We start from the raw sequence: 21,390 nt of genomic DNA, 5'->3' as shown, positions 1-21,390 counted from the left end.
TATATTTATAGTGTCATCAATAATGTGTGCACATTATATGGACTGAAAGAAGGTTGTTTATCAGGTGAAGAATAATATAAGAGTTAATAGGGGAAATATATTATTTTCGCACCTTTTAATGTTAAAGTTTAGTTAAAAGAGGTCGAATATAAATAAAGAATATATCAAAATACAGATATCTATGATAAAATTATAGAGAATATTATTTATTATATGATGTCCAAAAATAAAATTTTATACTCGGGGGTGTTATTGTGAAAAAGTTTGGGATTTCACTATTTTTGCTATTTTCTTTATTGGTATTTTCAGTAAATTCTCCAAAGCAACCTATATTGTTTTTTAATGTTGATGATTCAGTTAAAGGATTACCGACAAATTTGCAGAATCTAATAAATATTGCTTTATATGAAAATCTTGACTCTGAAACAAATTTTCCAGTATTTGACTCAAGATTTTCATATAATTTTTATCCACAGGATAATGTATATACAGTAGAAGTTGCTGTTTCTGCAGCTAGAATTCTGGGATTAGAAAATCAAATATTAAAAAAGTATCCACTTTCTTCACCAACATTTGAAGATATAAAATCCGATTTAGAAAAAATTTATATTCAAAACGGTTATGATTTTTCAAGAAACTTTGGATATATGGAATATATTAATGAATACTTTAAAAACAAACTTGGAGTACCTCTTTTTGATTCTTTTATTCCATTAAAAAAAATAGATAAATCTGATGCAATAAAATATATTTTAAAAATATTTACACTATATGCTTTGGAAAACAACTGGAATTTTGGCTATTATATTCCAATGACAAATACGAAAAACATGGTTACCTATGCAGAAGAATTAAATTATAGACTCGGTGCAGGGATAAGTTCTCCTGATGATATTGGTTATATTTCAGTATTTGAAAAATACTTTTTTATAAAATATGATGGTAAGATTATACCTGTTATAAAACTGCCTTATTTTCAGGAAAATAACACATTTAAAGGTGACAGTTTGATCAATAGAGCGCAGTTTTATTCTTTAATTAGTGTAATTTTTGGAAATATTCCAAAGCAGATAGATAAAGATGAATTAATTCCTGTAAGAACTTTAAATAATATGATATCTTATTTACCAAAAACAACTTTAACAGGAGAACCTATATTGTTTGAAATCAAATCAACTTCCAGTTCTATAGTAAAATATATAGAACCATATAAATTTTCCAATGACGTTGTAAAATTCAAGACCAAAGATGGCGAATTGATAACACTCGATAATTCTAAAATTACAGTAAAAACAAATTATTATATTGAAAATATTGTAGAAAATACATCACACACAAAAACATTAAAAAGGCAAAAAGAAGATTATTATAATGGTAAATCCTTTGCTATGAATTATAAATATCTTGATGAAAAAGATGAAAATACAGCTAAATTCGAATTTTTAAGTTCAGGTACAATAAAAAGAGATGAAAATGGAATCTGGATAGTAAACACAACACACGATTATAACAGGAAAATAAAAATACCGAATAATTTAGTTTTATCCAAAAAATTTAAAATAGATGGAAATAATATAAAAATAAAATGGTATTCTGTTGATGTTGAAACACTATCTGAAATGAAAAAGATTGCTACAAAGAGAATTCCCGGTATTCCGGAAAAATACATAAAATTGCACAGAGAAGTGAAAGCTGAAGATATACCAGATAATATAGGAATACTTTTTAAAACAGAAGTAAAATATAATTATAGAAAGAAAATCATAAAATCAGACTATCAAAATTCAACTGTAAATTATTTCAAAGTAAAAGATAGGCTAAATGCAAAAAGAGAATATGCAACTTTAAGTTCTTTAAACGAATTTTTGAGTTATTATAATAATTTTGAAAAAATAGATTCTGAAGAAAATTATTCATTTGTAAATTACTGGAAAGATATTTCAAAAAAATTAAATGAGTTAAAAACTGCTGAAAAAGCTCGTTTTGTTCCTGAAATGAAAATAAATATAGATTTAGTTGAAGAAACGTTCTACCAAAAACCTAAAGATATGGCAATATATTTCTGGACATTTTATGGTGGGAAACTTGTATCCTTTGAACCTGCAACATATAGACTATTCACGCAAAAATTTGTAGCTCCACTAAAATACAATCCTAATGCATATTTATATGTAAAATATAAGGATGGAACAACAAAAAGTGGAAAAATAAGAGAAATTGGTAAGAAATTGCTATATAATGATACACAAGAATATTTAAGAGATATGCTTCTGTGGTTTCAGGTTGCTTTAAAAGTTGATAAATATGGAAACAGATACCTCGAAATAGTATATATTATTGCAGAAGAAATTTAATAAAGGTGGCTCTCTCTGGAGGTAAATATGAAAAAAAAATACATATTCTTTATTGTTATACCGTTAATATTATTGGTTTTAATATTTAAACCAATAAAAGTGGTTTTAAACTTAAATACACCATTTGAAAATATGACTTACACAATAAAAATCGATAATAAAACATATGATATATCGAAAGATATATGGATGTTTCCAGGAAAGCACAAAATTGAAATTAACTTAAGTAAAAATATATTAAAAAAAGAAATTAAAGTACCTTATTTTTCTTTTTCAAAGCAGTATTATAACATAGTTTTAAAAGAACCTATTATAAATGTCTCTTATGAAAGAAAAGACTATAATAAAATATTACTTTATCTTAATTCAAAAAACTATATTCTGGATTATTGGAAAATTTCATACAATGATAGAGAATACCAAACAACATTATCAACATATAATATCTTTATATCTCCATATGTAAACACTTCCTTAAAAGTAAAAGGCTATATTCAAAACAAAAAGATATATGAAAAAATATTTGACATAAAGGCTCCTCTATCTGAAATTATAGATTATAATATAAAGATAGATAATTATATAAATCTATCATTTGAATTAAATAATAAGATGATAAATCCTATTAAATATGACATTTATAAAAATGGTGAATTTATTGAAACTATAAAAAATAATAGTTATAAAGACAAATTCACATATGACGTAGTAAAATATGAAATTATTCCAATTTATCCTTCAGGGTATAGAGGAAAAAAATATAAAATTATAAAACCAGCTTTACCAGAAATACCGGATGAAATTAGTAAAAAAGAATTGAATCTGAATTACGACGAAATAACCCTAAACGGTAAAAAATATTCAAAAGAAAACTTTGTGGAAGGTAAAAACGCATTAATAATTAAGATAAATAAAAATATAACGTGGTATAAAACAATTACACTTGATACAACTCCACCAAAAATAGAAAAAGTAACATTAAAATACAATGGTAAATATAAAATCAGTATTATCTCTGATGAAAGGGCAAAATTTGAATTAATCACAAAAGAAAATACATATACATTTGAAAGCGACGAATTTGAATTTAAATCAACTGGGAAAGATGCAACTTTACTGGCATATGACGAATTAAGCAATAGGACAAAACCTTTTATTATTAATTTAAATCCGTTTCCGGAATATAGAATAAATGTTCAGAACAACTTGATTTCTTTTAAATTTAAAAAAAATAATATTTCTGAATACTGTGAATTAAAGATTCTTGATGAAGAAAATAATTTAATCACTAGAATAGACATAAAAAAATTAAATGACTTTACATTTTCAAATTTATCTCCAGGAAAAGAGTATAAATTCATCTTGTATATTGATAATACTTTTAAAAAAACAATATATACAAAAATCACAAAACCACCAGAATTACAAATAAAGAAGTTTGAGAATATAAAAATAGGAACATTTTATATTGAGCTTTTAAATGATTATAAATATAATTATTATTCAATTGAACTTGAAGATTATTCCAAAACAGGCAATTTTTCTGGAAACTTTTTCAATTTAGAAATTCCACTTGAAAAATTAACCAGCGAAGGTACTTTAACTTTATGGAGAGAATTTAAAAATTTAAAAACAAAAAAAATTAAATTAAAATTAAAAGATAATTTTTTATACAAAAAAAAGATATATAAAAAACTTCCAGATATTTTAAAGGAAGAAGATGCTCCATATATTGTCTCTGAAGATCAAAATTTTAAAAACATAAAAATAAAAGGAAGAGTAGAAATATTAATGTTTCCAGATAAAAAAATCGTAGTAAATGGAATAGTTTTTAATGATAAAAGTTCCAAATTAATAATAAAACCTATTAAAGAGAGTTTTAAAGGTATTGAATTAAATTCTGGAATATTAAAAAATACAGAAATATACAATGCTTATACTGGCATCACTATAAATAAAAAGTTTGATTTATATAACCTTATTATAAAAAATTGTAAAACGGGCATTTATGGAAAAGATGCAACTGGTACAGCGTATAATATATTATTATACGATAATAATATAGGTGTTAATCTTATTAAAAGTTCTGTTGAAATAAAAAATTCCTTGTTTTTTGACAATGCAACTGCTTTTAGTTTTTATGATTCAGATATATATCTATACAATCTCTCTATTGCGGATTCAAAACTTGATATTGATTTATATAGCTCCAATTTAAAAATTAAAAGTTCGGATTTTTTAAACAGCATCAACTCAATCAAGAGTAATTTCAGCAATATATATATAATTTCATCTACATTTAGAAATAATAATAAAACTATTAAATCACTTAAAGATGAAAAATTGAAAATAGAAAAATCTAGATTTATAAACAATAATATTTCTCTGGATATATTTGAAACGCCTTTTAATATATATCTTTCAAGTTTTTTAAATAATGAAGTGGCTGTCAAAGTTTTCAATCCAAACAGTAATAAAAAGATAAATATAGAAAAATTTACAATAGAAAATTCTACATTTAAAAATAATAAAATGGATATATATATTGCTGGAAGCAATAATATATATTTAAAAAATACTTACATAAAAAATTATCTGGATGGAACTATATCACCAACATGGGTGGACGAAAGAGGAAAAATTCTAAACAGAGGAATTATAATTAGTGGAGGTGCGAAGTGAAAGCGATAATATTAGCCGGTGGTTCAGGAGAAAGGTTCTGGCCATTGAGCACATCAAAAAAACCAAAACAATTTTTAAAAATTTTTTCCAACAAATCATTAATTCGAGAGACCTTTGAACGATTAAATTACAGATTGCATTCAGAAGATATATACATAGTTACTGCTGAAAAATATAAAAATGAAACATTAAAAGAATTGCCTGAATTAGATGAAAAAAATATATTGCTGGAACCCGTTGCGAGAAATACTGCTCCGGCTTGTTTTCTTGGAACATTGGTTGCGGATGATAATGAAGTTGTATTTATACTACCAGCAGACCATTATATACCAGATAAAGAAAGGTTTTGGGAAACTGTAGAAAAGGGTGTATATGCTGCTGAGAAATATAATGGATTAATTACAATGGGGATATCCCCTACAAGGCCAGAAACTGGTTATGGATATATAGAGGTTGAAAAAGAAATAGAAAAAAAAATATTAAAAGTTTCCAGTTTTAAGGAAAAACCAGATTTAGAAACAGCATTAAAATATTTAAAAGATGGGAATTATTATTGGAATAGCGGTATGTTTTTTTGGAAAAAATCAATATTTTTAGAGGAAATGAAGAAATACAATGAAGATATATATAACTCATTAATAAAATTAAATCCTTTTAATATAGACCAATTGAATCAAGTATACCCAGATTTAAGGAAAATTAGTATAGATTATGCATTAATGGAAAAATCAAGTATAGTATATACAGTAAAAGCTGAATACGAATGGTCAGACGTAGGAAATTGGGTATCAGTAAGGGATATGGAAGGATTTTCTGATGAAAAAGATAATGTATATCTCATAGACAGTAAAAATGTATTTGTAAAATCTGAAAAAAATGTTGGTATTATAGGTCTTGACAATATCATAGTAATAGATACAAAAAATGGGATTTTAGTTGTAAAAGATAATAGAATAAATGAGATACGCGAAATAGTAAGCAGGTTAAAAGAAAAAGGTGAGTTTTAAAACTCACCTTTTTTATATATTCAAAAAATATTTAAGTTTCTTAACTTTTCTTTTTAGCATATTTAAAAAATAAGTGCTATATGATAAAATAAAGAAGATATATAAAAGTGGGAGGTGTTAAAATGAGTATAAAATGGAAAATATGGAGTTTGGTTTTATTATTGTTACTATTACAATTTGTTTTATTTATTATATCTAACAATGCTTTTTTAAACATTTACAACAATGAAAAGTTATTAGATGAAAAGTATATATTTAATATGAAAAATATAGGGTTTTATTCAACAAAATTTATGGAAGCCAGAAAAAATGTAGCAGAATATTTGGCCTTTAATGATGAAAGTTTAAAAATATCAGCTGAAAATAAAATGCAGGAAGTAATAGATAATATTTTAAAATTAAATTTAGATGAAGATTTAAGGTCTTTGAAATTAAAAGCTATTGATGATATTTCAAATTACTTAAATTTATTAAAAAATTATAAATCTATAGATGCTATAAAAAATGATGCAGATAATTTTAGAACTATAGGTTCAAAAGCTATACAGTCATTTAATGAACTTCAAAAGGCTATTGAAGATAGTGAAGAAAAAATAATGAAAGAAAACCTTGATTTAATAAATAAATCGCGAAATTTTGGTGTTATAATAATAATAGCTTCTCTTATATTCAGCATTATTATATCTATAATAATTATAAAAGTTATTTTAAAAACATTAAATATCTTAATGAATTATGCTAAACATTTATCTGAAAAAGATTATTCCGTAAATATTCCAGAAATAAAAACTAAAGATGAATTTGGGAGATTGATACAAGTATTTAAAAACATGCATTTACAACTGATAAATGATATGGCGAAAATAAAGGAAGAAAGTTTGACATTAACAACATCTATGGAAGAAATCACACAGGCTATGAATGAATCTGCCGTATCCCTTGAAAAAGTTTCGGATTCTGTTAATTCCATATCTTCCGAAGTAGAAAATATAACAGCAGCCGTCCAGCAAACAACAGCCTCTGTTCAAGAAATTTCATCTGCAACAAAGTTAATTGCAGATAACGCAACAGAAGCTGCTGAATTCGGACATCTTTCAACAGAGGATGCTGAGAAAGCTGGACATACAGTAAAAAAATCTATTGATAAAATGAAAGAAATTAAAGAAATAACCATTGATATAGAAAAAGTTGTAAAAAGCTTTAATGAAAGTTCTATTAAAATAAGTGATTTTGTTGATACAGTTGCAAATATAGCAGAACAAACCAATTTACTGGCTTTAAATGCTGCAATAGAAGCAGCAAGAGCAGGAGAGGCGGGAAAAGGTTTTGCTGTTGTTGCTGATGAAATTAGGGTTTTAGCTGAAGAAAGCAGAAAAGCTGCAGATGAAATCAGAGAAGTAGTTGAGGGTATACAAACAGTTTCAAATGAAGCTATAAATGTTTCTAATATAATTAACGAAAAAGTAAAAGAGGGCTCTATGCTTTCATCTGAAGCTGGGGAAAACCTCGAGAAAATATTAAAAGCAATAAAAGATATTACAGCAAGATTGGAAAGTATTGCTGCAAGTGTTGAAGAACAAACAGCTGCTGTTGATGAAATAGCTACTGCTATGACCGAATTATCTCAGAATACTATGAGTATAAATGAATTTATTCAGGAAATAAACGCATCAACTGAAGAACAAACTGCAAATGTAGAGAACGTTACTGCTGAAGTCAACAGTATGTTAGATCTTGCTAAGAGATTAAAAAATATTGTAAATCAATTTAAATTAAAGGATTGAATTGTATAACATTTATAAATTAAATTTTCTTATACGGTGTCCAAAAAGTCAAATTCACTCAGGCAGCTTGATTGCTTATCCTTAAAATTATTCATTCTCAGCCGTCGCTCAGATTTTTCATCCATGAAAAAGCTTCACTCAAAAAAACGTCCTGTTTTTTTGACGGCTTACATTTACGCTTAGATTTTTTAGGTATAAAAAATCTAAGGGAAAAGGATTTATAATTATATAATAAAAATTATTTTTTCCAATTACCCACTGTAAGAGAGCGATAGCTCAAAAGTTTTTTTATTAAAATCCAATTTTTTAATCCAATAACCCACCGTAGGTGTGTTAAGGGCAATCTTCGAGCCTTCGTTTCATTTGAGACTTTTTAGACAGCCTATTTTCTTAGACAAAATGATTGGTGGTGGAATTTTGAAAAGAATTACAACAATTATTGTTATATTATTTGCAGTAATCGTTTTTCCAATAAAAATAGGTTTATATTATAATCCACCTAAAATAATAGACGAAAAAAACGGAATTTTTCCTGAACTTTTAAATTATATTTTCGAAAAAGAAAATATTAAACCAGATTATATTTTTGATACATTTCCAGATTTGATAAAAAAATTGGAAAGTGGAGAAATAGATGCTCTTGCATGTTTGGGATATTCAAAAGAGCGGGCGGAAAATTTTGATTTTAATAAAGAGTTTATTTTATCAGACTGGGCTGTTGTGTATATAAATCATAAATCAAATATAGTTAATATCTTTGACCTTGAAAATAAAAGAATAGGTGTTTTAAAAGACGATATATATTATACAGATGAATATAAAGGGATAAAAAAAATATTGGAAAATTTCGATATTAAAGTGCGTTTTTATGAATTTGATTCATATGAAGATATATTTAAAGCTTTATCAAAAAATAAAATTGATGCAGCTGTTGTTAACAGGACATTTGGTTTGGCTAATTCAGATGAATATAATTTAATACCAACAGATATAGTTTTTTCTCCATTAAAAATATACATTGCTTTTAATAAAAATTATCCAGAAAAAAATAAGATAATAAAAATATTAGACGAAAATATACGTTTATTGAAATATGATTATAATTCAATATATTATGAAATATTAAATAAATACCTTTATGTTCAAAAAGAAAAAATTATACCTAAATGGGTTAAGTTATTTGTTTTCATTTCTTTTTTTCTTATTATAACCTTAATTATTAACCATTATGTTTTGGTAAAATTAGTTGAAAAAAGAACAAAACAGTTAAGAAAACTGAATATGGAATTAAGGAAAAAGAATGAAGAATTAGAATCATTTAATGAAGAAATAACCTCGCAAAATGAAGAATTAGAAACATTATATATTCATAATGAAAAATTACAAAATTCATTGAAAATACTTATTAAAACAATATCAAACATAGAAAAAGAAAAATATCTATCAGAAGATCTTTATTTAATTGAATTGTTTGATGCGGTTACTTTTATTTTAGAAGGAATTGAATATGCTGAATTAATCAAATATGAAAACTCAAAGAAGATATTTTTAAAAAGATTTGGAAAGAAAGCTTTAAGAGAAAATTTAAAAGACAGACATATTATTTTATCAATGGATAATACAATAAAATATTCTGCGTTTTTCAAATTTGCTGAATCACTAAACAATCTCGAAATAACCAATGAAACATTAGAATCTTTTAAAACCCTGGCATATGCATTCTTAAAAATAAAAGAAGAAGCAAAGTTAGAAGAAAAATTTAGAGAAGATATTATCAAATCATTAATATCTTTTCTTGAACAACATGACGAATATACAAAAAACCATTCTAAAATGGTAGCAGAATGTTCCAGGAAAATAGCTCAAAAGTTGAATTTGAGCGAGGAATTACAAAGGAAAATATTTTGGTCTGCATTACTGCATGATATTGGAAAAATACTTATACCCAATAATATTCTGAATAAAAATGGTGGGTTAACAGAAGAGGAATACAATCAAATAAAAATGCATCCAGTTTATGCATATAATGCTTTGATTAATTCAGAAGGATTAAAAGAAATTGCAATTGGAGTCAGACATCATCACGAAAGATGGGATGGTAAAGGCTATCCTGATGGGTTAAAAGGAAAAGAAATTCCTTTGATTTCACAAATAATAGGAGTAGCTGATGCATGGGATGCTATGACATCAAGCAGAGCATATAGAAAAGCAATGGATAAAGAAAAATCTATCGAAGAAATAGAAAAAAATTCTGGAAAACAATTTTCTCCAGAAATTGTAGAAGTTTTTTTGGCAATTATTAGAGATGAAAATAATTGAAGTTTATTATATTAGATTGTCTAATTTATTATATAATAGCTTTTTTCCAATTTCCAAAATGAACAAAAAGCCAGGCTATAATCATAGCAAGGATATTGCTTATAATCATTGCATAAAAAATACCTAAAAATCCCCATGTATTAGCCATAATAGCGATTAAAGGTATTCTTATACCCCATAATCTTGTAACATTTATAATCATAGACTGTCCAGTTCTTCCAGCACCTACCAGAGTATTTACAAATACACTCATAGATGAGAAAAATGGCAATGAAAAAGACACATACTTAAAGAAAATTTTTCCTATTTCTATTACTTCTGGTTCATTAATAAAAAAACGTGTTAGATGCGCACCGAAGAAAAAAGTCAATGTGCTTAAAAAGGCTATGATTGTAAAATTAGTTATAAAAGCAATTTTAACAGTTTTTATGGCGTTTTTTATATCATTTGCACCTAAAAACTGTCCAATCATTGTTGTTACCGCAGCACCAATACCAAAAGATATCATTGTAATAAGATTAATTATTCTATTTCCGATTCCGTATGCACTAACAACAGCAGGGCCAAAACTTGATACAAATTTCATTATCACAACAAACCCAAAAGATGTAAAAGTATAACTCATAGATCCCGGAAACCCAATTGAAAGAATCTTTTTTACTATATATGAATCGAATTTCAAATCTGATAAATTAACCTTAAATCCTCTTTCGCCCTTAAAAACAAGATATGAAGATATTAATCCTGTAAATATTCTTGCAGTTGTAGTTGCCCATGCAGCGCCAGCTACCCCTAATGCTGGAAAAGGTCCAAAGCCAAAAATTAACAGAGGATCAAGAAGTATATTTATGACAGTGGAATAAAACATCATATGCATGGAAAATTTCGAATCTCCCCATCCTCTTAAAATAGCTCCAGAAATATTAAATAAAAAAGCAAATGGCATACCAATCATTATAATATTAAAATATTTAATTGCATAAGGAGCTACCTCCTTGCTGTTTTCTCCCGTGATAAGGTTAATTACCGGATTAGATACTAAAACACCTATAAACGCCAGGGTTATTCCTAAAATTATAGCAATAATATAAGCCTGTCCAGCAGTTTTTTGTGACATTTTTTTATTATTCGCACCAGTATATTGAGATACAAGAGAAACTGTAGCATTTGAAAAACCTATTGTAAATGAAATAAAAACAAAAATAACCGGCCACGTTACTGTAGTGGCTGAAAATTCAATCTTACCCAATTTCCCTAAAAAATATGCATCCACTATATTATACATAGTTTGCATCAAATTCGAAATTATTATAGGCCAGCTTAGCAAAAATAGCGACATGATAATGGAATTATTAAAAATATCTACTTTAGTATTTTTTAAAACTTTCTGTGACATAATCTCCTCCTAAAATTCGCTTTGCTAACTATTATAACATATAATAGATTAATTGTCAATAATTGCCATGATTGCAGCCATTCTTCCTGTATTTTTTTCTTTTCTATATGAAAACAACAAATCTGTATTTTTATATGTATCAATATTTGAATTTAAGATATGTTCTTTCCTTATACCGGTATTAATAAGCGTATATTCTATTGTCTTCCATATATCTATTAAATATTTTTCATTTTTACCTGGTTTTATAATCTCATTTGAAAAACTAAAATTTTTTTCATTAAAAATTTTTTCAAAAAAATTTTTCACATCTTCTTTGACCTCAAAACTTTCCGGTCCTATAGATGGTCCCAGTGCAACTAAAATATCCTTTGGGTTACAACCAAATTCTTTAATCATTTTTAATACAGTTTTTTCACCAATTTTTTTAACCGTTCCTTTCCAGCCTGAATGTGCCAGAGCAATAACCTCCTTTACTGGATCAAAGAAATAAATAGGTGTACAATCTGCATATAATGTCACTAAAAATAGATTCTTCTTGTTTGTAATTAAACCATCCGCATTTTTAACCTTCCTTTTAAAAAGAAAATTATTTGATTTGAATGATTCATCTATAATTAAAATATTATCTTTATGTACCTGATCAGAAAGTATTATACTATCTTGTTTTATATTAAAAGTTTCGCATAATTTTAAATAATTCATATAAACATCATTTAAAGCTGTTTGTGTATTAACTCCCAGGTCTAATTCTTTATCATTATATCCTGTTTTTCTTGTAGTAAATATATGAAATAAATTCCCATAATTCTCAAATATGGGAATAGTAAAATAATAAATATCATCTTTTTTCTTTAAAGTGAAATTACCAATTTTCATATTTTCCTCCTTTAGATTTTCAAGACTGTCTAAAAAGTCAAATTCACTCAGACAGCTCGATTGCTTATCCTTAAAATTATTCATTCTCAGCCGTCGCTCAAACAATACATCGTGTATTGTTTCGCTCAAAATTACATCCATGTAATTTTGACGGCTTTCATTCATAATTTTAAGGGCAATCTTCGAGTCTTCGTTTCATTTGAGACTTTTTAGACATTGTAGATTTTCTAATAATCAATATATTATATCATTTAAATATAATATTTTTAACTTTTATTAACATAACGAACCTTTTTTTGATGTATAATATAGTTTGTAAAACTAACAATTGGAGTGATTAGATGAGAAAATTATTATATTACACATTTTTAAGCAGTCTTGCACAATCTATATATAGAATAGTCTTTAACTTGTTTTTAAGGGATTTAGGTTTTAATAATACGTTTATAAGTCATATAACATCACTTGAAATGATAGGTTCCGCTTTTTTAGGATTATTAATTGGAATAATGGGGGATAAATTTGAAAAAAAAATAATGTTAATATTTTCATCGGTAACATTTGCTGCCATTACATTTTTAAGAATTTCAATACCCTCAGAAACAATGTTAATATATACAGCTTTAATTAATGGTGGAGTGTTAACTTCAAGGATGATTTTGCTTAATTCATTAATTGTGGATATTACAACACATGAAAATAGAGGGAAATATTTTGGATACAATTTTGGATTATTCATGGGAAGTGGTTTAATAGGTAACTTAATAGGTGGGTCAATTGGAGAAGTCTTTGGCTTTAGTGCGGCGCTATTGATTACAGGAATTACACATTTATTTTCCAATTTTTTCTTACTACTGGTACATGAAGACAAAAAACACCATTCGGAAGTTTCTATAAAAGAAATCTTCAGTCTAAAAGATTTTGATGAATTGCAGAGTCATATTGTAAAAATACATTTAATAAGAACATTTTTAATAGGTTTTGGTGCAGGATTATTTGTTAATTTTGGAAATGTCATATTCAAAGATTTGTTTAATATGCAACCAACTATTATAGGCGTGGCCCTTGCTTTTGCGCAACTTGGAGCTTCGTTGGGTTCTATATTTTCATCCAAACTTTCAAAAAAGTTTGGAGCATATCAATTTACACTTTTCTTAAATATACTTGTTATACCTTTAATAATATCCTTTGCCTATATACGAGACCCATATTTATTTACTGTATTGTATGCTTTGAGATTTTCGTTTATGAATATGACTAATCCCGTATCTACAACAATTATTATGAGTTATATACCTCAAAATAAGATAACAACAATAAGCAGTTTCAGAAATTTTTTAAATTTTATATCTCGTTCTCTTGCAGCTTTAATATTTGGATATATAACATCTTTTACAAATGGATATACATATCTATTTTTAATTAGTGCATTATTTTATTTTATTTCTTTAATATTATTAAAATTTCTGTTTAAACCCATTCTGAACGATAAAATATTTATGAGCTTATATAAAAAGAATATATAATACTATTTTTTCTCGTTTTTAAGAATTTCAATAAATGAAATAACAACCTTTTCATCAAATTGACTACCAGCTAATCTTTTTAATTCATCTATTGCCTGTTCTTTTGTTAAAGGTTTTTTATATGGTCTTTCACTAATCATTGCATCAAAACTATCAACAACTGTTAAAATTCTTGATTCCAGCGGAATATTTTCTCCTGAAAGATTATCTGGATATCCTTTTCCATCCCATCTTTCATGATGATGTCTTATTATTTTAGATATATCTTTCATATCTTCGACTTTGCGTATTAATTCTTCACCTTTTATAGGGTGAAGTTTTATTTTTTCATATTCTTCTGATGTTAATTTATTGGCTTTATTTAATATAGACTGAGGAACAAAAATTTTACCAATATCGTGTAGAATACCAGCCCAATATATTCTCTCTATTCTTTGTTTGTCAATATTCATTTTTTCAGCAATTAATGAAGCCCATGTTGCTACCCTTTCTGAATGACCTCTGGTGTAATCATCATAATATTCCAGGGCTTTTACAAGCGTTAAAGCTATATCTTTATGGAATTTTCCTTCTTGTTTTATAAAGTTTAGCATCTTTAAAAAACCGGCAAATGTCTTACCAAAATAATTCATTATTTTTGTATGATAATTTTCAAATGTATTTATATGATCATTTTTTAAAATGTCAAGTGTAATAAGGCCAAAAATCTCATTATTAAACATTATTGGTGTAATAAGCGTTTCTTTTAAATCTCCTCCCAATTTTTTAAACTCTTTGTATTTTCGTTTTGACATCTGTTTTTTATTGCTTTCATGAATGTCTTTTATTATTGTTGCATTTTCTGGAATTATTAAATCATCTTTTTTTAATTTAAGAGCATTAATTTTTTCATAATTATAACCCTTTGCAAATACCATTTTCGCATTATTATCATCAAATAAAAAAATTGAGCCATATTTTGCCGGTTCAATTATTTCAAGAGCCAGCTCTAAAACCTTTTTTTCAAAATCCTTTTCCATTAATTTTGGAGCTGCAAAAAAAGAAGATAATTCTAATGTTTTTATTACAGAATTATTTAATTTTTCTATTTTTTTATATGATGCCTCTAACTCTTTGTTAGTTTCTTCTAGTTCCATATTCAGTTTTTTTAATTCTTTAGTTTTATTATCATATTTTTTCTGCAATATCTTTCTGTCTATAATAAGAATGATAATTGATGTTATAATAATAAATGCTATAATAACAAAAAACACAGCACTATGAAATACAATGCCGTTATTAGAAATATTATTTCCAAATATCATTACGCTTGAAAATATTAGTAAAACCCAGAGCATGAACTTTTTCATTAATTCACCAACCTTTATAAAACTTTATAAAAAAGGGGAGAAAATCCCCTTATTGATTGATAGTACTATTTAGTGTAAAAGATGTTGAACTTTGTGTAATGTTTAAAGGATCTGTTCCGTCTAAAGGATCAGCAAATGTAATAGAAGAGAATAATATAACAAATAAGAAAGTTAAAATAATGATTATTTTTGTAATTTTTTTCATAGTTTCACACTCCTTATTTTTTATTTTCAACTATATTATACACTATATCATATGACTGTCAAATTATGCTATATTCAGAAGTTTGATTACTACCCGATTTACATATAAAAAATATATGCTATATTGTAACATTAATATTTTTGACATTATAACTTCCCATATGTTATTAAATATTATATAATAGTAAAAAAGTGAGGTTAAACGGTGAGAAGAAAAAATCAGGAGATTTTTAATATTTTATCAAATTATGGTTCGTTTGCAAAACCATTTCTAAACTTTATGATAATAAAAACAAAACACGATGGATGGAAACATTTATTTAAAAGTTTAGAATACGATTGGTTAGGAAGTAGATATAAAGCGTTAGAAGAAATTGAAAAGGGGTTAAAGCATAAAAATTCGAAAACATTGTACTATATATTACTGGCAAAAAAATTATCTTATCTTTTTTTAATACGCGATTATACAGAGTCCAGAAAATTATATATATTTTTAAGGGAAAATTATTCAAAAATCCCCAAAAAAGCAAGAAAAATCGTTTCATCTATCTTGATAAATATAGAAAATATTATGAACTGGAATAAAAATACTCGTTTATGGGGTAAATTATATGAAATGGATCCTTCAACAGAAGCTTTTATTAATCTGGGAAAAGCGAGAAGAAATATAAAAGAAAAAAAATTTAAAACTGCCTGGAAATTTTTAAAAAAAACATTTGAATTATCAAAATTAATTCCTCATAGGGTTGGTATAATTAATTCATTAAATGACTGGTCATGGTATTTAAAAGATTTTGATTTAAAAAAATCAATATCACTTTCAAAAGAATTGATGTATTATGCAGGATATTATTTTGAAGATAATGAAAAGCATTTCGGAATCTTCGACACATTTTTTGAAATAAATAAAGAAAATATAGATACATTGTATTTATATTCAAACATAATTAGTTTCTATTGGAATAGATTACCAGAAAAGGGAAAAAGAAATTCGAAAGAGAATTATGCAAATATGTTTAATTATTTAAATAAATTCGTTATAGAGGATAGGTCCATTTATAAAAATACCAAAAATTTAAGGATATATTTAAAAAAATATGTGTCAAATATTTCTGAAGTCTCTAAAAAAACAGGAATTTCAAGAAAAAGTTTATCATCGATATTAAATGGGAAGGTTAAAGAAATAAAAGGAGATACTATTAAAAAACTAATTTCAGGATTAAACATTATTCCTGATATATATTCGCCCAAAGCTATTATAAACGAATACGGCAAATTATATATAGAAGGATTATATAGAGAAAGTTTCAGCAAATTAAAATCAATGCCACCTGAACAACAAAAAAGACTATTTTTTATTACATATATTTCATGTGTAAAAAAAATTGATTTTAATAATAAAGAAAATATATTTTTTGAAAACGATTTTCATAAAAAATGGTTTATAATAGAAATGTTATACGGTAATGAATATATAAATTCAAGGAAAATTTTGGCAAAGCATTTTTTTGAAAGGATGAAAAAATCACGTTTTGAAGAATTTGTGTTCAAATACTTTAAATTAAGTAAAAAGGAAAAAGAAATTCTTGATGTGTTTATTAGAAATTATTCAAGATACGATATTAAATGGAATGTCAGAATAGAATTGCCGGAATTTTTGAATAAATTTGCAGACAAATATTCTTTAAAAAAAATGCCATTATCATTAGCTTATTGGTATTATGAAAATGGTGCAGATAGGAGAAAATTAGTAAATATCTTAGATTTTTTTGACTAATACTATTTAGATTTCAATTGATATTTAACAGACATTATGAATCTACTGGAAAATAGAAAAATGAAAAATCATTATAGAAAAATATATTCTCAATTTATAATAAAAGTGAGGTGTGAAAATGAATGAAGTTTTGATATCAAAACCCATATTTGTAGAAAAAATATGGGGAAACAGAAGATTAAATGACCTTTTCAACAAAAAAAATATGGGTAAAATAGGGGAAGTGTGGTTATTTTCAGGTGTTGAAAATTATGAAACATCGCTTATAGGTATTGATAGCGGTAAAAATTATGGAACGCCATCAAAATTGATAAAAGAATTGATAGGACTTGATTTTGAAAGATTTCCTTTACTTTTAAAATTAATATCTGCAACACAATGGCTTTCTATTCAGGTTCATCCTGATGACAAATTTGCAAAAGAAATAGAGAATGAACCATGGGGAAAAACAGAAGCATGGTATTTCTTAAACGAAAAAAATGAAGTTTTCATTTCTAATGATATTGAAGAAAATAAAAAAGCTATATTAGAACAAAATTGGGATGGAATATTCAAACCAAAGATTTTAAATAAAAAAGATTTGTTATTTATACCAGCCGGAGTTGTTCACACCCTTGGACCTAATTCTATGATGTTGGAAATACAACAAACATCGAGTTTAACATATAGATTATATGATTGGGGACGCCCCAGGGAGATTCATGTTGAAAAAGGATTGCGCGTATTAAAAGATAGTCCTTATATTATTGCAAACAATTTTAACGAATTTAAAACACAGTATTTTAATATAAAAAGAATAAAAAATAAAAATGCCAAAATAAAAGGATTTGGTGTATATGTATCTTTAAATGGCTTTAAAACTGTGGTTATTCCATATAATGTTGAATATAAAACTGATGAAGAAGGATTATTATTTTTTCTTTAAATTTAAAAAATATTGACTACCTGCGATTAGATATAAAGTAAGGCGGTAAAGCCTTGCTTTTTTTACTTTACTTTAATATAATTAGTTAAAATGTTGCTTGAATTATTTTTAAGAAAGTTTTATAATTACTGTGAAATAACTTGCAAGGAGGATAAAATATGGATTTTTCAAATTTTTTGGCTTTTTTTACAAATAGCGGATTTGCATACTTTACATGGCAACATATTCTTATGCTTTTTATAGGTTCTATCTTGATTTATATAGCAATAGTAAAACACGCTGAACCTTTACTTTTAATTCCAATAGGATTTGGAATAATACTTGCAAATATACCACCGGAAGTTACGGGTTTATTAAACCCTCCAACCTCGAATCAGGTAGGCGGATTATTGTGGTATATTCAACGTGGAATGTTTTTGGGTATATATCCTCCGTTAATATTTTTAGGAATAGGAGCATTGACTGATTTTTCATATTTAATAGCCGATCCGAGATTAATCTTTTTAGGTGCAGCAGCCCAGGTAGGTATTTTTGGCACATTTGTTGTGGCAAATTTAATGGGTTTTGGCATAAAAAGCGCAGCATCGATAGCTATTATTGGTGGTGCAGATGGTCCGACATCAATTTATCTGGCATCAAGATTTTCTCCTGAATTACTGGCAGTTATAGCCATAGCTGCTTATTCGTATATAGCGTTAATTCCTATTTTACAACCTCCAGTTTCTAAATTACTAACCTCAAAAGATGAAAGAAAGATAAGAATGAAAAAAATGAGACATGTTAGCAGAAAAGAAAAAATAATATTTCCTATAGCAACAACCATAGTTGTAGCATTGCTTGTTCCAAAAGCTTTATCATTAGTGGGGTTATTAATGCTTGGGAATTTATTAAAAGAATCAGGTGTAACAAAAAGATTGGCAGAAGCAGCATCGAGATTTATTCTTGATTCAGTAACCATTTTATTAATGCTGTCAGTTGGTAGCACTGCAAGGGCAGATTTGTTCTTAAAACCTACAAGTTTAAAGATTTTCTTATTAGGAGCTGTTGCGTTTATTATTGCAATGACATCAGGGATTTTATTTGCAAAATTAATGAATGTATTTTCAAAAAATAAAATAAATCCTTTAATTGGTGCAGCTGGTGTATCTGCCGTGCCGGATTCAGCAAGGGTTGCACAAACAGTTGCTCAAAGTGAAGATCCAAGCAACTTTATATTAATGCATGCTATGGGGCCAAATGTAGCGGGAGTTATTGGTTCTGCTGTTGCAGCTGGTGTATTCCTGTCAATACTTTCATAATGAGGTGGCGAATATATGGCTAAAAAAAGTTACAAAATAGAGATTAATTACTATTTCTGTAAAAACTGTGGTATATGTTACTCTGTATGTCCAACAAAAGCTTTAGGCTCTGCCGAATTAGGTAAACCGATAGTTTCTGATGCAGAAAAGTGTATAGGATGTTTAATGTGTGAAAGATTATGTCCTGATATTGCAATAAACGTGGTTGAGAATGTAAAGGTGGTTGAGAACAATGGGTAAAATTGTTTTTATGCAAGGAAATGAAGCTGTTGCAAAAGCTGCGATTAAAGCTGGATGTAGGTTTTTTGCCGGATATCCAATTACCCCATCAACTGAAGTAGCAGAAACTATGGCAAGAGAGTTGCCAAAGGTTGGCGGAAAATTTATTCAGATGGAAGATGAAATTGCAAGTGCTGCGGCAATAATAGGCGCATCATTAGCAGGTATAAAATCTATGACTGCTACCAGTGGCCCAGGATTTAGTTTAATGCAGGAAGCGCTTGGATATGCAACAATGACAGAAACTCCATGCGTATTTGTTGATGTAATGAGAGGAGGACCAAGTACTGGATTACCCACAAAACCTTCACAAAGTGATATTATGCAAATAAGATGGGGGCGTCATGGAGATCAGCAAATAATAGCATTATACCCTTCAACAGTAGAAGAGGCATATAAGTGTACAATAAAAGCATTTAATTATGCAGAAACATATAGAACTCCAGTTGTTCTAGTTATGGATGAAACATTAGGTCATATGAGAGAAAGTTTTTATTTAAGCGATGAAGATGAAAATCCAGAGATTATCCAGAGACTTTCAGAATCTGAGATTGAAGAAGAAGATTTATTCCATCCATTTGGTTTTCAGGATGAAAATTATCCTGTAAATCCTTTAATTGAGATGGGTAAAGCAAGATTTCATGTATCGGGTTTGGTACATGATGAGACAGGATTCCCTGTTGGTTCAAGCCATATTGCGGATAAAGTTATTAAACATCTTGATTCAAAAATAAGGTTATATGCAGAAGAAATTGCTATATATGATGAATATATGACGGATGATGCTGAAATAATAGTAGTAGCTTACGGTACTGTAGCAAGAAGTGCTATGAAAGCTGTAAAAATGGCAAGAGAAGATAGAATTCCAGTTGGTTTATTTAAACCAATTTCCATATGGCCATTTCCTGTTTCAAAAATGAAAAATATTTTGAAAAAGTCGCAGGCTATAATTATTGCTGAAATGAATTTAGGTCAAATGGCTTTAGAGATTTCAAGAATCAATAAGTTTGGGAAACATCTGGAATTAGTTAATAAAGTTGATGGAGATTTAATAAGCCCAAGAGAAATATTAAATTCAATAACAAATGTTTGGCGAAGAATAATAGAGTTTTAAAAAATCCTGCGTCCGCAGGATTTTTTTTAATAAGAACAATCATTTTCAAGCGAATATTTTCAAGCGAAGCTTGAAAAGAGAAATTTGGAGTAAAAGAAAAAAATAAAAATAATATTGTCAATCATTTTCAAGCGAAGCTTGAAAATGATTGTGTTTTATGGTAAAATTAAACTTAGAAAACAAATAAAGGGGGCTGAACTATCCATGGAAGTTTTAAAAGTTGGTCATTCTTCGTCACCAAACAAAGTAGCTGGAGCTATAGCAGGGGTTTTAAGTAAAACAGATGAAGTTGAAATTCAGGCAATTGGGGCGGGAGCTGTTAATCAAGCGGTTAAAGCTATTGCCATTGCAAGAAGATTTGTTGAAACAAGAGGGAAAAAGATTTTTGTGGTTCCTGGTTTTGTTGAGGTAACTGTTGGGGAAGAAAAAAGAACAGGAATTAAATTTAGGGTATTTGCAGAAATTACCGAAGAAGAAACAGAAGCTTAATTTAAGGA

At 27.1% G+C, this 21,390-nt stretch carries 16 protein-coding genes; 12 read left to right on the top strand and 4 right to left on the bottom strand.

What is annotated here, in order from left to right; translation table 11 throughout:
* Window positions 1–254: 254 nt before the first annotated feature.
* The 5 genes from XO12_RS05405 to XO12_RS05385 all read left to right on the top strand — a co-directional run bounded on the left by XO12_RS05405 (window position 255) and on the right by XO12_RS05385 (window position 10,146).
* Window positions 255–2,354: a hypothetical protein gene (locus XO12_RS05405; RefSeq protein WP_047266335.1), complete on the top strand. Its 2,100-nt coding sequence runs from the start codon at window positions 255–257 to the stop codon at window positions 2,352–2,354.
* 27 nt (window positions 2,355–2,381) lie between these two features.
* Window positions 2,382–5,036 (top strand): hypothetical protein, encoded by a 2,655-nt coding sequence (locus XO12_RS05400; RefSeq protein WP_175419817.1) that lies wholly within the window; start codon window positions 2,382–2,384, stop codon window positions 5,034–5,036.
* Window positions 5,033–6,043 (top strand): mannose-1-phosphate guanylyltransferase, encoded by a 1,011-nt coding sequence (locus XO12_RS05395; RefSeq protein WP_047266337.1) that lies wholly within the window; start codon window positions 5,033–5,035, stop codon window positions 6,041–6,043. Before XO12_RS05400 ends, XO12_RS05395 begins: the two co-directional genes overlap by 4 nt.
* 122 nt (window positions 6,044–6,165) lie before the next feature.
* Window positions 6,166–7,827, top strand: a complete 1,662-nt coding sequence (locus XO12_RS05390) for a methyl-accepting chemotaxis protein (RefSeq protein WP_175419816.1) — start codon at window positions 6,166–6,168, stop codon at window positions 7,825–7,827.
* Window positions 7,828–8,244: 417 nt separating this feature from the next.
* Complete coding sequence (locus XO12_RS05385; protein ID WP_175419815.1) at window positions 8,245–10,146, top strand: HD domain-containing phosphohydrolase; 1,902 nt, start codon at window positions 8,245–8,247, stop codon at window positions 10,144–10,146.
* A 28-nt stretch (window positions 10,147–10,174) separates the two neighbouring features.
* Here XO12_RS05385 and XO12_RS05380 read toward each other — a convergent pair whose 3' ends face one another.
* Window positions 10,175–11,542: an MATE family efflux transporter gene (locus XO12_RS05380; protein WP_175419814.1), complete on the bottom strand. Its 1,368-nt coding sequence runs from the start codon at window positions 11,540–11,542 to the stop codon at window positions 10,175–10,177.
* 48 nt (window positions 11,543–11,590) lie between these two features.
* Window positions 11,591–12,586: a peptidoglycan editing factor PgeF gene (gene pgeF, locus XO12_RS05375; RefSeq protein WP_175419813.1), complete on the bottom strand. Its 996-nt coding sequence runs from the start codon at window positions 12,584–12,586 to the stop codon at window positions 11,591–11,593.
* Between the two features lie 176 nt (window positions 12,587–12,762).
* On the opposite strand from pgeF, the gene XO12_RS05370 reads away from it, so the two are divergent.
* Window positions 12,763–13,947, top strand: a complete 1,185-nt coding sequence (locus XO12_RS05370; protein ID WP_175419812.1) for an MFS transporter — start codon at window positions 12,763–12,765, stop codon at window positions 13,945–13,947.
* Window positions 13,948–13,949: 2 nt separating this feature from the next.
* On the opposite strand, the gene XO12_RS05365 is transcribed toward XO12_RS05370, so the two are convergent.
* Both XO12_RS05365 and XO12_RS05360 read right to left on the bottom strand, forming a co-directional pair.
* Window positions 13,950–15,296 carry an HD-GYP domain-containing protein gene (locus XO12_RS05365; protein ID WP_052913259.1) on the bottom strand — a complete coding sequence of 449 codons (1,347 nt, stop codon included), beginning with the start codon at window positions 15,294–15,296 and terminating at the stop codon, window positions 13,950–13,952.
* Window positions 15,297–15,345: 49 nt separating this feature from the next.
* Entirely contained in the window at window positions 15,346–15,501 is a 156-nt protein-coding gene (locus XO12_RS05360) for a hypothetical protein (protein ID WP_156166177.1), read from the bottom strand.
* Between the two features lie 204 nt (window positions 15,502–15,705).
* Between XO12_RS05360 and XO12_RS11625 the strand changes: the two genes are divergently transcribed.
* The 6 genes from XO12_RS11625 (at window position 15,706) to XO12_RS05330 (ending at window position 21,382) form a co-directional block, all read left to right on the top strand.
* Entirely contained in the window at window positions 15,706–17,277 is a 1,572-nt protein-coding gene (locus XO12_RS11625) for a helix-turn-helix transcriptional regulator (protein WP_175419811.1), read from the top strand.
* Window positions 17,278–17,395: 118 nt separating this feature from the next.
* Window positions 17,396–18,202 carry a type I phosphomannose isomerase catalytic subunit gene (locus tag XO12_RS05350; RefSeq protein WP_175419810.1) on the top strand — a complete coding sequence of 269 codons (807 nt, stop codon included), beginning with the start codon at window positions 17,396–17,398 and terminating at the stop codon, window positions 18,200–18,202.
* 158 nt (window positions 18,203–18,360) lie between these two features.
* Entirely contained in the window at window positions 18,361–19,500 is a 1,140-nt protein-coding gene (locus XO12_RS05345; protein ID WP_175419809.1) for a sodium ion-translocating decarboxylase subunit beta, read from the top strand.
* Between the two features lie 15 nt (window positions 19,501–19,515).
* On the top strand, window positions 19,516–19,740 hold the full coding sequence (locus XO12_RS05340) for a ferredoxin family protein (protein WP_047266344.1): 225 nt from the start codon (window positions 19,516–19,518) through the stop codon (window positions 19,738–19,740).
* The gene (locus XO12_RS05335; protein WP_047266345.1) at window positions 19,733–20,893 is read left to right on the top strand and encodes a 2-oxoacid:acceptor oxidoreductase subunit alpha; all 1,161 of its coding nucleotides are present in this window, start codon (window positions 19,733–19,735) and stop codon (window positions 20,891–20,893) included. Before XO12_RS05340 ends, XO12_RS05335 begins: the two co-directional genes overlap by 8 nt.
* Before the next feature lie 204 nt (window positions 20,894–21,097).
* The gene (locus tag XO12_RS05330; RefSeq protein WP_047266383.1) at window positions 21,098–21,382 is read left to right on the top strand and encodes a stage V sporulation protein S; all 285 of its coding nucleotides are present in this window, start codon (window positions 21,098–21,100) and stop codon (window positions 21,380–21,382) included.
* Window positions 21,383–21,390 lie beyond the last annotated feature (8 nt).

The sequence above is a fragment of the Marinitoga sp. 1154 genome, assembly GCF_013363285.1.
Classification (GTDB): domain Bacteria; phylum Thermotogota; class Thermotogae; order Petrotogales; family Petrotogaceae; genus Marinitoga.
Note: the sequence above shows the minus strand (reverse complement) of the source record. Positions and strands in the feature narration are given on the sequence as shown.

What these genes read in the sequence shown, in the direction of transcription:
- XO12_RS05335 (WP_047266345.1), top strand. Translation starts at nt 19,733, where the DNA reads ATGGGTAAAATTGTTTTTATGCAAGGAAATGAAGCTGTTGCAAAAGCT.
- XO12_RS05400 (WP_175419817.1), top strand. Translation starts at nt 2,382, where the DNA reads ATGAAAAAAAAATACATATTCTTTATTGTTATACCGTTAATATTATTG.
- XO12_RS05390 (WP_175419816.1), top strand. Translation starts at nt 6,166, where the DNA reads ATGAGTATAAAATGGAAAATATGGAGTTTGGTTTTATTATTGTTACTA.
- XO12_RS05330 (WP_047266383.1), top strand. Translation starts at nt 21,098, where the DNA reads ATGGAAGTTTTAAAAGTTGGTCATTCTTCGTCACCAAACAAAGTAGCT.
- pgeF (WP_175419813.1), bottom strand. Translation starts at nt 12,586, where the DNA reads ATGAATGAAAGCCGTCAAAATTACATGGATGTAATTTTGAGCGAAACA.
- XO12_RS05340 (WP_047266344.1), top strand. Translation starts at nt 19,516, where the DNA reads ATGGCTAAAAAAAGTTACAAAATAGAGATTAATTACTATTTCTGTAAA.
- XO12_RS05370 (WP_175419812.1), top strand. Translation starts at nt 12,763, where the DNA reads ATGAGAAAATTATTATATTACACATTTTTAAGCAGTCTTGCACAATCT.
- XO12_RS05345 (WP_175419809.1), top strand. Translation starts at nt 18,361, where the DNA reads ATGGATTTTTCAAATTTTTTGGCTTTTTTTACAAATAGCGGATTTGCA.
- XO12_RS05350 (WP_175419810.1), top strand. Translation starts at nt 17,396, where the DNA reads ATGAATGAAGTTTTGATATCAAAACCCATATTTGTAGAAAAAATATGG.
- XO12_RS05380 (WP_175419814.1), bottom strand. Translation starts at nt 11,542, where the DNA reads ATGTCACAGAAAGTTTTAAAAAATACTAAAGTAGATATTTTTAATAAT.
- XO12_RS05360 (WP_156166177.1), bottom strand. Translation starts at nt 15,501, where the DNA reads ATGAAAAAAATTACAAAAATAATCATTATTTTAACTTTCTTATTTGTT.
- XO12_RS05365 (WP_052913259.1), bottom strand. Translation starts at nt 15,296, where the DNA reads ATGAAAAAGTTCATGCTCTGGGTTTTACTAATATTTTCAAGCGTAATG.